The organism is Limnohabitans sp. WS1 (assembly GCF_003063265.1).
In the GTDB taxonomy this organism is placed as follows: Bacteria; Pseudomonadota; Gammaproteobacteria; order Burkholderiales; family Burkholderiaceae_C; genus Limnohabitans_A.
Genome location: NZ_NERU01000001.1, coordinates 603,968 through 616,957 on the forward strand (window position 1 = coordinate 603,968; position 12,990 = coordinate 616,957).

11 protein-coding genes and 1 pseudogene are annotated in these 12,990 nt (G+C 63.0%); 7 read left to right on the top strand and 5 right to left on the bottom strand.

Annotated features, from left to right (window positions below; translation table 11 throughout):
• Positions 1-21: 21 nt before the first annotated feature.
• Positions 22-783 carry a cytochrome c family protein gene (locus tag B9Z48_RS02885; protein WP_146186222.1) on the top strand — a complete coding sequence of 254 codons (762 nt, stop codon included), beginning with the start codon at positions 22-24 and terminating at the stop codon, positions 781-783.
• Positions 784-877: 94 nt separating this feature from the next.
• Here B9Z48_RS02885 and B9Z48_RS02890 read toward each other — a convergent pair whose 3' ends face one another.
• Positions 878-1,993 carry an ornithine cyclodeaminase gene (locus B9Z48_RS02890; RefSeq protein WP_108377065.1) on the bottom strand — a complete coding sequence of 372 codons (1,116 nt, stop codon included), beginning with the start codon at positions 1,991-1,993 and terminating at the stop codon, positions 878-880.
• A 140-nt stretch (positions 1,994-2,133) separates the two neighbouring features.
• Between B9Z48_RS02890 and B9Z48_RS02895 the strand changes: the two genes are divergently transcribed.
• The 5 genes from B9Z48_RS02895 to B9Z48_RS02915 all read left to right on the top strand — a co-directional run bounded on the left by B9Z48_RS02895 (position 2,134) and on the right by B9Z48_RS02915 (position 5,998).
• A complete protein-coding gene (locus tag B9Z48_RS02895; protein WP_108377066.1) occupies positions 2,134-2,553 on the top strand; it encodes an Lrp/AsnC family transcriptional regulator in 420 nt (139 codons plus the stop codon).
• Between the two features lie 224 nt (positions 2,554-2,777).
• Positions 2,778-3,767 carry a tripartite tricarboxylate transporter substrate binding protein gene (locus tag B9Z48_RS02900; protein WP_089955624.1) on the top strand — a complete coding sequence of 330 codons (990 nt, stop codon included), beginning with the start codon at positions 2,778-2,780 and terminating at the stop codon, positions 3,765-3,767.
• Positions 3,768-3,777: 10 nt separating this feature from the next.
• Positions 3,778-4,191: a PaaI family thioesterase gene (locus tag B9Z48_RS02905; RefSeq protein WP_089955629.1), complete on the top strand. Its 414-nt coding sequence runs from the start codon at positions 3,778-3,780 to the stop codon at positions 4,189-4,191.
• 36 nt (positions 4,192-4,227) lie between these two features.
• Positions 4,228-4,536: a PaaI family thioesterase gene (locus B9Z48_RS02910; protein ID WP_089955636.1), complete on the top strand. Its 309-nt coding sequence runs from the start codon at positions 4,228-4,230 to the stop codon at positions 4,534-4,536.
• A gap of 88 nt (positions 4,537-4,624) precedes the next feature.
• Positions 4,625-5,998 carry a leucine-rich repeat-containing protein kinase family protein gene (locus B9Z48_RS02915; protein WP_089955639.1) on the top strand — a complete coding sequence of 458 codons (1,374 nt, stop codon included), beginning with the start codon at positions 4,625-4,627 and terminating at the stop codon, positions 5,996-5,998.
• Here B9Z48_RS02915 and B9Z48_RS02920 read toward each other — a convergent pair.
• The 4 genes and pseudogenes from B9Z48_RS02920 to B9Z48_RS02935 form a co-directional block, all read right to left on the bottom strand.
• Positions 5,988-6,881 (bottom strand): NAD(P)-dependent oxidoreductase, encoded by an 894-nt coding sequence (locus B9Z48_RS02920; RefSeq protein WP_089955642.1) that lies wholly within the window; start codon positions 6,879-6,881, stop codon positions 5,988-5,990. The two genes, B9Z48_RS02915 and B9Z48_RS02920, sit on opposite strands and share 11 nt — an antisense overlap.
• 109 nt (positions 6,882-6,990) lie before the next feature.
• Positions 6,991-7,314, bottom strand: a complete 324-nt coding sequence (locus B9Z48_RS02925; protein ID WP_089955646.1) for a DNA-binding transcriptional regulator — start codon at positions 7,312-7,314, stop codon at positions 6,991-6,993.
• A pseudogene (locus B9Z48_RS02930) lies at positions 7,304-7,609 on the bottom strand (type II toxin-antitoxin system RelE/ParE family toxin); the annotation flags it as partial. The gene B9Z48_RS02925 and the pseudogene B9Z48_RS02930, both read right to left, overlap by 11 nt.
• A 115-nt stretch (positions 7,610-7,724) precedes the next feature.
• Positions 7,725-8,198, bottom strand: coding sequence for an Lrp/AsnC ligand binding domain-containing protein (locus tag B9Z48_RS02935; RefSeq protein WP_089956317.1), 474 nt, complete (start codon positions 8,196-8,198; stop codon positions 7,725-7,727).
• A gap of 210 nt (positions 8,199-8,408) precedes the next feature.
• Here B9Z48_RS02935 and B9Z48_RS21760 point away from each other — a divergent pair, with 210 nt between their 5' ends.
• Positions 8,409-12,842: a proline dehydrogenase family protein gene (locus B9Z48_RS21760; RefSeq protein ID WP_233261012.1), complete on the top strand. Its 4,434-nt coding sequence runs from the start codon at positions 8,409-8,411 to the stop codon at positions 12,840-12,842.
• Positions 12,843-12,990 lie beyond the last annotated feature (148 nt).

Genomic DNA, 12,990 nt, shown 5'->3' on the forward strand with positions numbered 1-12,990 from the left:
TTTTTGACCCCATGGGGGGTCATGGCTGAGGTTCTTCCAGACGCCGCCACGCTGGAAATCAAACTCAATACAAAACCACAAACGGTCAGGGTCTCTGAACCGCATTTGTCCCAAAACGGCAAGCAGGTCATCAGAAGCTATCGCGGCTGGCCAGCGGTGCAGGTCCTTGATCTGCTGTTGGGGGCTCACTGGCGTGCCCCGGGTGTCGAAGTTGAGTTTCGTGCGTTGGATGGCTATGTGTCGCGAATCCCGTCTGAACGGTTCTTGAAGTTCGAGGCCTTTTTGACCTATGAGCATGTCGGTCATCGTCGCTTCGTGGTTGACAATCTGGAGCAAAACGAACGTGATGTCGCCTTGGGTCCCTACTATTTGGTCTGGAACAACATTCGCCATCCCGAGTTGCTGCCTGAGGGGGGAACTTATTGGCCCTATCAGGTCAAGCAAATTCTTTCATCGACAGCTTTCAAGACCGCTTTGTTGCCTCCAGGCTTACCGGCCAGTTTGTCTGGCTCTGCGGCCATTGCGCAGAAATATTGCCTCAGCTGCCACAAAGTCAACGGTTTTGGTGGAGACAAGTGGCCTGGCAATTTGGCCTTGCAGGCACGCCAATTCCAGGCTGATGACTTTGTTCGTTGGGTGATTTCGCCAGGTGCCGTCAAGCCTGGAACCACCATGCCTGGCTTGCCGATATCTTTGCCGCAGGTTGAGCGTGAGCGCTTGGCCCAATTGCTTCACGGGTATTTGACACAGGTGCCGGTGAGCCCGGAATCTGCCGTCAAGTAGTTCATCGAGCCTTTGGAGGGCCGACGCTCGCCATGGCGATCCCTCGCCCAGCGCAAATGCCCTGATCGCCCACAGGGTCCCGCAGGGTGGGGGTTTACACAGCGCAGCTTGCTGACAGGGCGCTGCACGGCATGGCGCGGGCATGGCGCAAAGTGCCAAACAGGTTCTTCGGGTCTTGCATGGACGGGATCAGGTCCAGTCGTTGGCCGTAACCCAGTGCCAACGCGGCATCGTGCATGAAGCGCAGCGCAGAAAAGTCTTCAAGGGCAAAGCCCACCGAGTCGAAAACGGTGATTTGCTGCGCACTGTCACGGCCAACGCAGCGCTGGCTGAGCACTTCCCACAGCTCGGTCACGGCAAAGTCAGGCGGCATTTGCTGAATGTCGCCCTCCATGCGGGTTTGCAGTGCGTACTCCACAAACACTTTGGCCGCACGCAGCACGCCCGCAGACAGCTCGGTTTTGCCCGGGCAGTCGCCGCCCACCGCGTTGATGTGCATGCCCGGCTCCAGCATGTCCGCGCTGAGGATGGTGGCGCAGGTTTTGTCGGCGGTGATCGTGGTGACGATGTCGGCTCCTTGAACCGCATGGGCGGTGCTGGGGCACACCACCAACTTCAAGCCGCTGCCACTCAAATTGCTGACCAGTTTGGCGGTGGCTTGCGGGTCAATGTCGTATAGGCGCAAGGTGGTGACGCCCACCAAGTGCTGAAACGCCAGCGCCTGGAACTCGCTTTGTGCGCCGTTGCCAATCAGGGCCATCACCCGGCTGTCGGGTCGCGCCAAGGTTTTGGCGGCCAAAGCCGAGGTGGCGGCGGTGCGCAGGGCGGTGGTCAGGGTCAGCTCGCTGATCAAGGTGGGGGCACCTGTTTGCACATCGGCCAGCAGCCCAAAAGCCATGACGGTGGGCAGGCCCAGGGCGGTGTTGCCGGGGTGGCCGTTGACGTATTTGAAGCTGTAGGCCTGGGCGTTGGAGATCGGCATCAACTCGATCACGCCGTGATGTGAGTGGTGGGCCACGCGGGGTGATTTGTCAAAGTCGTGCCAACGCAAAAAGTCGGCTTGGATGTGGTCAGCGATGCAGGCCATGCAATTGTTCAAGCCCAAGTGTTGGACCATGGCCACGGCATCGGGGGCGCTCAGGTAAAGCGGGGACTGGAATTCGGTACGGACGGGGCGGTTTTGTACTTGAGCGTTTTGGGCGTGGTTCATGCGCGGGTTCTGTGGGTCCTTCAGACCCTGTTGATCGAGGAAGCAGTTTCTTGGATCGCGATGCCAATGTAAATGGTTATAAATGTGCTGTTTTGTTGGTTATATTGCCAAAATGTCAAGTTGCAGTGACAATTTGGCACATGGATGACATCGACCAAAGCCTGATCGGCCTGCTGCGGCAAAACGCCCGCCTGAACATTGCCGACCTGGCCCACAAGCTCGGGGTGTCTCGCGGCACCGTGAACAACCGCCTGCGCAAACTCGAAGACAGCCAGGTCATCGTGGGCTACACCATCAAGCTGCGCCCCGAGGCCGAGACCGAGCGCATCAAGGCCTGGATGGGCGTGCTGGTCGAAGGCAACACCACGCGCCAGGTGATTGCGAGTTTGTTGGGCGAGCCTGGCGTGGCCGCCCTGCACGACACCAATGGCCGCTGGGATTTGCTGGCCGAAATCGAGGCCACTTCGATGAAAGAGCTGTCGCAGGTGCTGGAGCGCATCCGCCTGATCAGCGGCATCCGCAGCACCGAAACCAACATCCACCTGGCGACTTACCGTTGACGCTGTTTGCGTCAGAGTTGAGCTGACGCATTCCCTTCAAGAAGGCGTGGTTCGTTGCGGCAGCTGTTCATGGCTTGCCTCGCAGCGCTGGCAGGTTTTGCCAGCGGTTTTGTGCTTTTCGGCCATTTGAGAATGCGCGCTTGTGCCCTTACCCTGAAGTCCGATGAAAAGCCTGTGCATGCGCCTGTTGTCGGGTGCCGTGGGCTTTGCACAAGGAGACACACATGAACCCGCACGGATTCCCGGTTGACCGCAGGCAGGCTTTGGTGGCCCTGTCGGCCATGGCGGTGGGCAGCGCGGCGCTGGCTCAAAGCCGCCCCACAGACGCTTTCCCGACCAAGCCAATCCAGCTGGTGCTGCCCTTTCCACCCGGGGGCTCGATGGACCCGATCTTTCGCACCTTGGCCGAGGCTGCGTCCAAAGAGCTCGGCCAAAGCGTGGTGCTGATGCACAAGCCCGGTGCGGGCGGTGTCATGGGCACGGCGGCGCTGGCGAGCATGCCCGAGTCGGACGGCTACACGGTGGCCGTGATGCACAACTCGGTGATCCGCGCACCTCTGGTGCAAAAGGTCAACTTCGACCCGCTTAAAGACTTCACTTACTTGATTGGCCTGTTCAACCTGACCACCGGCATTTGCGTGGCCGCCGATGCCCCTTGGCAAACGCTGGGCGATTTGCTGGCCGATGCCAAGAAGCGCCCGGGTGCCATCAGCTGGGGCACGGTGGGGGCGATCAGCATCAACCGCATCGTGGCCGAGCGCTTGGCCAAAATGGCAGGCACTTCGTTCAACATGGTGCCTTTCAAGGGCGGTGGAGAAGCCTTCACCGCCTTGATCGGGCGGCACTTGGACGTGTACGGCGACCCCGGCTTTGGCGCACAGGTGCGCGGCGGCAAAGCGCGGCTTTTGGCCACATTCACGCAAGAGCCCCTGAAAGGCTACCCGGGTGTGCCGACCGTCAAGGCGGCGGGCTTTGACATCACCATCGACTCGCCCATGGGCCTGGTCGCGCCCAAGAACCTGCCGCCCGCCATCGCGACCAAGCTGGCAGCGGCTTTTCGCAAGGCCTCGGCCGACGCGGTGCACCAAATCCAGTTGGAGAACTTTGACATGCAGCCCAACCTGATGACGGGCGAGGCCTACACCGCCTACGCCCGTACGGCCTTCGAGCGCGACGCCAAGATGCTCAAGGACATGGGCTTCAAGCTGGACTGAAAGCACCGCCATGAACCCCGTCATCTCTGACGACCCGCTGGCGATTTTTGCGAAGACGCCGTTCACGCGCCTGATCGGCATGCGGCGTGATTTCTCCGAAGGCGGCAAGGCACAAATTTCGCTTGATCCGCACGCCGACTTGGGCAATGTGATCGGCGCAGTACACGGCGGCGTGGTGGTCACGCTGCTCGATGTGGTCATGGCCAGCGCATCGGTCTCGCAGGTCGATTTTCAAAAGACCGTGGTCACACTGAACCTGGACACCTGCTTTTTGGAGCCCGGGCGTGGCCCGCTGACGGCGCATGGCGAAGTGGTCAGCTGCGACGACGATGTGGCTTGGTGCCAAGCCAAGGTGTGCGACGCCCAAGGCCGCGTGGTGGCCAAAGCGCAGGGCTCGTTCCGTTACTTGCCCAGACCCCAATGAAACCATCGCGTTCAATTTGGCACTCAAGGAAACTGCATGAGCCTTCCCCATGAATCCCCGGCCCTCTTGAGCCGCAGTGCGGTGATGAACCTGCTGGATGAGGCCATGGTTCAAGCAGCTTTGGCCCGAGTCAACGGCGGCAGCGCTGACAAGCAGCCGGTGCGTTCGGTGGTGGCCGTGGACCTGCACATGTCGTTCATGCGCCCGGCCGCAGGCCAAGCCATGGCCACGGCCCAGGTGGTCGGCGGCGGCAAGACCATGGTGTTTTGCGAAGCGCAGCTGTGCAACACCGAGGGCGACGTGTTGGCCCAGGCCCTCGGCACCTACCGGGCACAAACATCCTGACGCGGCCCCAGGTTCACCGTTGTTGAGGTCTGTGACCGGTCACAATCGGCACCCTGCTGACGATGGCGTATTGACCCCACTTTCTCCCATGCACACCCTTGAACAACTGCGCAGCGGCGCTTTGGCGGGCACGCGCCGCCTCGATCTGTCTTGCGGCCTGACTGAGTTGCCCCACGAGGTTTTTGACCTGGCCGACACGCTGGAGGTGCTCAACCTGAGCGGCAACCGGCTGCGCGATTTGCCACACCAGCTGAGCCAGTTGCACAAGATGCAGGTGCTGTTTGCCTCAGACAACGACTTCACCGCGCTGCCCGAAGTGTTGGGCGATTGCCCGGCATTGCACATGGTCGGCTTCAAGGCCAACCGCATTGCCCATGTGCCTGCCGCCGCGCTGCCGCCCGCTTTGCGTTGGTTGACGCTGACCGACAACGCCATCGGCCATTTGCCCAGCGAATTGGGCCAGCGCCCGGCCCTACAAAAGTTGATGCTGGCGGGCAACCAACTCACCGCACTGCCCGACAGCCTGCAGGCGGCACACCGACTGGAATTGCTGCGCGTATCGGCCAACCGCCTGAGCAAGGTGCCCGGCTGGCTGACCGAATTGCCGCGCCTGTCCTGGTTGGCCTTGGCGGGCAATGCGCTGGGCTGGGTTTGTCCCGCAGGGTCTGACTTGCCAAGCATCGCCTGGCCCGATCTGACGCACGGCCCGCTGCTGGGCGAGGGGGCTTCGGGCCACATTTACCAAGTGCAGGCCACGGGCTGGTCGCAAGCTTTGGCGCTCAAGCTGTTCAAAGGGGCTGTCACCAGCGACGGTTTGCCCCAAGACGAGCTGGCCGCCTGCCTGGCGGCGGGGCAGTACCCCAGCCTGACCACCCCGGTGGCACGGCTCACGGACCACCCCACGCAGGCGCAGGGTTTGTTGATGCCACTCATCCCGGCCGCACACATCAATCTGGCCGGTCCGCCCAGCTTGCAAAGCTGCACGCGGGATGTGTACCCACCGGGCTTTCAACTCTCATCCGCGTTGGCCCTTGGCATTGCCCACGATGTGGCCCATGCGCTGGCGCACTTGCACCTGCGTGGTGTGATGCACGGCGACTTGTATGCCCACAACATCCTGATCGACCCGGTGCATGGCCAAGCCCAGCTGGGCGACTTTGGCGCGGCCACGCGATTGCCCATGGACACACCCGAGCTGCAACAAAGTCTGCTGGCGCTGGAGGTGCGGGCTTTGGGGTGTTTGCTGGAAGAACTGGTCCTTGCGGTGCAGCACCCATCAACAGCCCCTGCCACGACAACTTGGGGTCAAAAGGCTGGCTCGTCCTCAACAGCCGATGATTCATCAGCCGACGCAGCCGTCCCAACCCTGCAAGCACTGGCCCGTGCCTGCCTGTCAGATCAGCCGCGCCATCGGCCCACTGCGGTGGAGGTGGCGCAAGCCCTCCAAACCCTCAAGACTTGACGATCGTGACCTGATTCAGCTGGGCCTGCGCCTTGACCAGCGAGGGCACCATCTCGCTGCCGTAGCCCAAAGCCACGGCCGTGTTCAGGGCCTGGTGCACGCTGGTGCCAATCATGGAGGGCACCTTCACGCTCTCGGTCAGGTGTGAGTAATAACGCAAATCCTTGGCCGCATTGTTCAGCTCGAACTTCATCGCGCCGTAGTCGCCCTGCAGGGTTTTGCTCATCAGCTGGAACAGGCCCGAATTGACGCCCCCGGCCGAGATGACCTGCACCAATTGGTTCAGGTCCACGCCCGCCTTGGCCCCCACCGCAAAGGCCTCTGCTGTGGCGGTGCAAATGGCTTGCGCCACAAAGTTGTTGAGCAGCTTGATGACGTGGCCCGATCCCATCCCGCCGACATGGAACACGTTTTCGCTGTAAGCGCGAATCACCGGCTCGATGCGGGCGAAGACTTCAGGCGACGCGCCCACCATGGAGTTGAGCTTGCCCGCCTCGGCCTCGATGGGCGTGCGTGTGAGCGGCGCGTCCACATAAATCACGCCCTGCTCAGCGCAGAGTGCCGCCAGGCGGCGGGTGGACTCGGGTTCGCTGGTGGAGGTGTCGATGACGATCAGGCCCGCGCGTGCCTGGGACAACAAGCCGCCCGGCCCAGCCACCACCGCCTCGACCTGGGGAGAGCCGGTCACACAAATGAGCACCGCATCGCAAGCCGCCAAGTCGGCATAACTGCCCACCTGGCGGGCACCTGCGGCCAACAGGTCCTGCACGGGCGCGGTGCGCTGGTGGACCGAAATCGACAAGTCAAACCCTTTGGCCCGGATGTTCTTGGCCATGCCATGGCCCATCAAACCCGAAGCGCCGACAAATCCGATGTGTTGCATGTGAGTCTCTGGTGTGTGGTGAATGAACGGTCATTCTGGGAGAAAGTACAGGGTGGGGCTGTCGCCTGTGCAGCCGGGGACGGCCCTCAGTGCGCCTGAAATCAAGCGTTCAGGTCAGCACTTGCAATCCGTGTTTTTGCACAATGTCCAGCAGCTTCAAGGCCATGCCGCTGGGCTGCTTGTTGCCGGTTTCCCATTTTTGAATCGTGGATTCACTGGTGTTGAGGTACAGGGCGAAGACCGGTTGACTCACATGCTCACGCTCACGCAATTGTTTGATTTGATCGGGTGCCAGCAAGGGGGGCGTGACCAAGCAAGAAGCATCAAATTGACGCATGGTGGCCTTGTCGATCCCGCCGACTTTGAGCAAGGCTTTGGCCGATGCGTGGGCTGCCTGCAGTGCATCGCTTTTGTATTTGGGTTTAGGCTTCATGACAAATCTCCAGAAAATCACCTTCATCCAGCAGTTGCTGGAGTTGCGTTGAGGTCAGTCCTTTGTAGGCTTTGACCAGTGTGCGAAAAGTCATCAGTTCCCTCGCATCAATGTTGTCGCGGTCTTTTTTTGCAAACAGGAACTCATAGATCCAGAATTGACCGCAGTGCGCCAAGATGATGGAGCGATGTCGGTTTTCATCCAATCGTTTTTTGTAAACACCACCACCCAAATCGACCATTTGACCTTGGCCGATCTGTGTCACAGCTTTGCACAATTGCGCATCTGAAATTTTGGCCTTGCGTGCTTGTTAGTGAAACCATGCCGTCTTGAAAGTACGTGTCATTTGGTGTCCGCTCCCTGCTTAAAGTGTAGCACCAGGTGAGGTAATTGAGGTGGCTCAATGGCACTCACAAGGCCAGCGCCGTCGTGTTCTTGACCTCTTCCATCACCGCGTAGGTGCGCGTCTCGCGCACGCCGGGCAGTTGCCACAGCACGGTGCCGGCAAATTCGCGGTAGGCGTTCATGTCGGCGGCGCGGGTCTTGAGCAGGTAGTCAAAGCCCCCGGCCACCATGTGGCACTCCATGATTTCGGGGCGCACTTGCACCGCCGCCTTGAACTGCTCGAACACATTGGGGCTGGTGCGGTCGAGCAAGATTTCCACAAACACCATCATCCCCGCGCCCAGTTTGAGCGGGTTCAGACGCGCCTCGTAGCCCAGGATGAAGCCCTCGCGCGTCAGGCGCTGCACCCGCGCCAGCACCGCCGTGGGCGACAGGGCCACGCCTTCGGCGAGCTTGAGGTTGCTGATGCGGCCGTCGCGTTGCAGCAGATCCAGGATGCGGCGGTCGGTGCGGTCGATGTCCGGGGTTTCGGTGGGCATGGTGATTTTTATCCGGCTGATCTGATTAGATTTGGTGAAATATTCATCAAGTTTTCCGGATGATAGCGATTCATGCCCCTTGGCGGTCATTGTCGGGGCTGAAGCCACCGACCTACGAAGACAGGTTCTTGTAGGTCGGCGGCTTCAGCCCCGACATGACGCCAGCATCAAGTGCATCGAATCTGCAAGGCCACCACCATGAACGCACCCATGACCCCAAACACGCTGCCCACGGGCGCCCACTTCACCCCCGGCGGCCCGCTGCCCGAGCGCAGCGCCCTGCGCGAAGCCATCGCCCGCGCCACCCGCTTGCCTGAAGCGCAGGCCCTGGCCCCCTTGCTGGCCGCTGCCCGCATGAGCGGCCCCCAAGCCGAACGCACCGACGCGCTGGCCCGTCAGCTGGTGAGGGGCATGCGCGAAGGCCCACAACTGGGCGGGCGCGCCGCACGCGTGCAAAGCCTGATGCAGACCTACGCGCTGTCCAGCGAAGAAGGCGTGGCCCTGATGTGCCTGGCCGAGGCGCTGCTGCGCATCCCCGATGCGGCCACGCGCGACGCGCTGATCCGCGACAAGATTGGCCAGGGCGACTGGCAGCAACATGTGGGGCGCAGCCCTTCGCTGTTTGTGAACGCTGCGTCGTGGGGCCTGCTGCTCACGGGCAAGCTGGTGGCCACGCACAGCGAGGGCGCGCTGCTGGCCTCGCTCACCCGGCTGATCGGCAAAAGCGGCGAGCCGCTGATCCGCCAGGGTGTGCAACTGGCCATGCAGATGCTGGGCGAGCAGTTTGTGACGGGCGAGACGATTGACGAGGCCCTGCACCGCGCCCGCGCCATGGAAGCGCAAGGCTTTCGCTACTCGTATGACATGCTGGGTGAAGCGGCCCTGACCGAAGCCGACGCGCAGCGTTACATGCAGGCCTATGAAAACGCGATCCACGCGATTGGCAAGGCATCCAACGGCCAAGGCGTGGTGAACGGCCCGGGCATCTCGATCAAGCTGTCGGCCCTGCACCCGCGCTACAGCCGCGCCCAGCACCAGCGCGTGATGGATGAACTGTTTCCGCGTGTGTTGAAGCTCACCGAATTGGCGATGCACTACGACATTGGCCTCAACATCGACGCCGAAGAGGTGGACCGTTTGGACATCTCGCTCGACCTGCTCGAAGCGCTGTGCCTGGCCCCCAGTTTGCAGGGCTGGCACGGGATCGGGTTTGTGATCCAGGCCTACCAAAAGCGCTGCCCCTTGGTGATCGACTTTGTGGTGGACTTGGCGCGCCGCACAGGCCACCGGCTGATGGTGCGTCTGGTCAAAGGCGCGTATTGGGACAGCGAAATCAAACGCGCCCAACTCGACGGGCAAAGCGACTACCCGGTCTACACCCGCAAGCACCACACCGACGTGTCGTACCTGGCCTGCGCCCAAAAACTGCTGGTCGCGCCCGATGTGGTGTACCCCCAATTTGCCACGCACAATGCGCACACGCTGGCGGCCATCGTGAGCATGGCCCAGGACATGCACGGCGACTACACACCCGGCCAGTACGAGTTTCAGTGCCTGCACGGCATGGGCGAGCCGCTGTACCGGCAGGTGGTCGGGCGAGCGAGCGCCGCCGGGCCGTCCCAAGGCGCGAGCACCCCCTCGGGGGGCAGCGGGCTACACGAAGTGAGCCTGCGTGGGGGCCAACAGTTCTCGCGGCCTTGCCGCATCTACGCCCCGGTGGGCACACATGAAACCCTGCTGGCTTATCTGGTGCGCCGTTTACTGGAAAACGGGGCCAACAGTTCATTCGTGAACCGCATGGGCGACGCGAGTGTGTCCATCAGCGATCTGGTGCATGACCCGGTGGCACGCACCGAAGAAGATGCCCTGCGCGAAGACAGCAGCCCCGGCCAGCCCCACCCGCAAATCGCGCTGCCCGCTCAGTTGTATGGCGCGGCCCGCCGCAATTCCAGCGGCCCGGACTTGGCGCACGAACCCACGCTGCGCCAACTGGCCGCAGACATGCAAGCGCAGGTGCAGCCTGTCGCGGTGACGCCACTGACCGCAACACCTGCCGCAGGGGGTACCATACACACCCTGCGCAACCCCGCCGACCACAGCGACGTGCTGGGCACAGTGCACTACGCCAGCCCGGCCGATGTGGAGAAAGCTCTTCAAGCCGCCAGCGAAGCCGTGCCCGGTTGGGCGACCACGCCACCCGCACAACGCGCCGTCTTGCTGGAGCACGCGGCCGATCTGCTGCAAGCCGATGCACCCCGTGTGATGGCCTTGTTGGTGCGCGAAGCAGGCAAGACCTGGGGCCACGCCGTGGCCGAGCTGCGCGAAGCGGTGGACTTTTTGCGTTACTACGCCGCACAGGTACGCCGCGACTTTGACCCCAGCACCCACACACCGCTGGGCCCGGTGCTGTGCATCAGCCCGTGGAATTTTCCGCTGGCGATTTTTGTGGGACAGGTGGCCGCCGCACTGGCCGCAGGCAATCCGGTGTTGGCCAAACCGGCCGAAGCCACCCCCGCCATCGCCGCCTTGGCCGTGCAAACACTGTGGGCTGCGGGGGTGCCACCAGCTGCTGTGCAGTTGCTGCCAGGCCGGGGCGCTGAAGTGGGCATGCAACTGGTGCGCGACGCCCGCGTGCAAGGCGTGCTGTTCACCGGCTCCACCGAGACCGCCCGCGTGCTGCAAGCAGCGCTGGCCGAGCGCCTGAACGCGCATGGCCAGCCTGTGCCGCTGATCGCCGAGACTGGCGGCCAAAACTGCATGGTGGTCGATTCGTCGGCCCTGCTGGAGCAAGTGGTGACCGACGCCATGGCTTCAGCCTTTGAGGCGGCCGGTCAGCGCTGCTCAGCCCTGCGCGTGCTGTGCGTACAGGACGATGTGGCCGACCGCCTGATCGCCATGCTGCAAGGCGCGATGGCCGAAATTCGCATGGGCGCGCCCGCGCATCTGGCGGTGGACATGGGGCCGGTGATCGACGAGCGGGCACGCGCAGGCATCGAAGCGCATGTGCAAGCCATGCAGCAGCGCGGCTGCCGAGTGCACCGCATCAGCGCCAACGCGCTGAACGCATCGCCCACCGTAGGCGCCCACCCCGTGGGCGATCAAACACCTGTCGGGGCTGAAGCCACCGACCTACAGACATCCCGTAGGTCGGCAACTTCAGGTCCGACGTTGCAGGCTTTGGCGCGGGCCCTTGTCGGGGCTGAAGCCTCCGACCTGCAGACATCCCGTAGGTCGGCACCTTCAGGTCCGACGTTGCAGGCTTTGGCGCAGGCCCATGTCGGGGCTGAAGCCTCCGACCTGCAGACATCCCGTAGGTCGGCACCTTCAGGTCCGACGTTGCAGGCTTTGGCGCAGGCCCATGTCGGGGCTGAAGCCACCGACCTACAGACATCCCGTAGGTCGGCACCTTCAGGTCCGACGTTGCAGGCTTTGGCGCAGGCCCATGTCGGGGCTGAAGCCGCCGACCTACAGACACACGGCTTTGTAGGAGCCCACCCCGTGGGCGATCAGACGCCTGTCGGGGCTGAAGCCACCGACCTACAGACACACGGCTTTGTAGGAGCCAGCCCTGCTGGCGATCAGACGCCTGTAGGCCACAAGCCATCGCTTGCAGGGCAAGCCCCCACAGAATCCATGCAAAGCGCAACACCCGAAAGGACAAAAAATGCCAACACCTTGCCCCTAGGCACCTACGTGCAGCCCACGCTGATCGAAATCGACCGCATCGCCCAGCTGGAGCGCGAAGTGTTTGGTCCGGTGCTGCACATCGTGCGTTATGCCCGCAGTGAACTGCCCGAGCTGCTGCAAAGCATCCACGCCACCGGCTACGCGCTCACGCTGGGCGTGCACTCGCGCATCGAAGAGACCATCGCGCAAGTCATTGACCACAGTCAGGCGGGCAATGTCTACGTGAACCGCAACATGGTGGGCGCGGTGGTGGGTGTGCAGCCCTTTGGCGGCGAAGGCCTGTCGGGCACTGGCCCCAAGGCGGGTGGGCCGCTTTACCTTTTGCGATTGTTGGCGCGTTGCCCGCCCGATGCCGCCTTGCGCAGCGTGCAGGCCAGCGGTGCGGCATCGCTGCCCCAGGTCACGCCTGCGCTGCAAGCCCTGCACGACTGGGCGGTGGCGCAAGGCCGTTTGCCGCTGGCGCATGTGTGTGCGCAATTTGCCGCGACCAGCCCGGCGGGTCTGCAAGCCACCCTGAGCGGCCCCACCGGCGAGCGCAACATCTACCGTGTGCAAGCCCGTGCACGGGTGCTGTGCCTGACGGGCGAACAGCCCGGGGCCGATGCCGACCGGCTGACGCAATTGGCCGCCGTGCTGGCCGTGGGCAGCCGCGCCGTGTGGCCCCTGTCCGCGCAGGCGCAGCACGCACAGCTGCCTGCTGCGGTGCAAAGCCAGGTGATGCTGGAAGAGATCGCCAACGGCCACCCGGTAGACGCCGCCTTGCTGCACGGCGACGCAGCCACTACCTTGCACTGGCAAGCGCAGCTGGCGCAGCGCCCGGGGGCCATCGTCACGCTCACGGCCTTGCGTCCGGGCGATGCCGCCGTGCCGCTGGCTCGCCTGGTGAGCGAGCGCAGCATCAGCACCAACACCGCCGCTGCGGGGGGCAACGCCAGTTTGATGACACTCAACATGTGATGTCCATGGATGCGGCCCTGTGAAGTTTGAAGTGAACGGCTTGTATGGGGCGCAGCGGTCAGCGCTGCCATCTGGGTGGGAGCCCCGCCGCCTGGGCGATGGGGGGTGTTCTGCGAGGCTTTTTCGCGGCGAGGGCACCGCTTCTGCA

Excerpts from the sequence above, each read along its gene's own strand:
- B9Z48_RS02890 (WP_108377065.1), bottom strand. The coding sequence starts at position 1,993 with ATGAACCACGCCCAAAACGCTCAAGTACAAAACCGCCCCGTCCGTACC.
- B9Z48_RS02900 (WP_089955624.1), top strand. The coding sequence starts at position 2,778 with ATGAACCCGCACGGATTCCCGGTTGACCGCAGGCAGGCTTTGGTGGCC.
- B9Z48_RS02905 (WP_089955629.1), top strand. The coding sequence starts at position 3,778 with ATGAACCCCGTCATCTCTGACGACCCGCTGGCGATTTTTGCGAAGACG.
- B9Z48_RS02925 (WP_089955646.1), bottom strand. The coding sequence starts at position 7,314 with ATGAAGCCTAAACCCAAATACAAAAGCGATGCACTGCAGGCAGCCCAC.
- B9Z48_RS02910 (WP_089955636.1), top strand. The coding sequence starts at position 4,228 with ATGAGCCTTCCCCATGAATCCCCGGCCCTCTTGAGCCGCAGTGCGGTG.
- B9Z48_RS21760 (WP_233261012.1), top strand. The coding sequence starts at position 8,409 with ATGACCCCAAACACGCTGCCCACGGGCGCCCACTTCACCCCCGGCGGC.
- B9Z48_RS02915 (WP_089955639.1), top strand. The coding sequence starts at position 4,625 with ATGCACACCCTTGAACAACTGCGCAGCGGCGCTTTGGCGGGCACGCGC.
- B9Z48_RS02935 (WP_089956317.1), bottom strand. The coding sequence starts at position 8,198 with ATGCCCACCGAAACCCCGGACATCGACCGCACCGACCGCCGCATCCTG.
- B9Z48_RS02885 (WP_146186222.1), top strand. The coding sequence starts at position 22 with ATGGCTGAGGTTCTTCCAGACGCCGCCACGCTGGAAATCAAACTCAAT.
- B9Z48_RS02920 (WP_089955642.1), bottom strand. The coding sequence starts at position 6,881 with ATGCAACACATCGGATTTGTCGGCGCTTCGGGTTTGATGGGCCATGGC.
- B9Z48_RS02895 (WP_108377066.1), top strand. The coding sequence starts at position 2,134 with ATGGATGACATCGACCAAAGCCTGATCGGCCTGCTGCGGCAAAACGCC.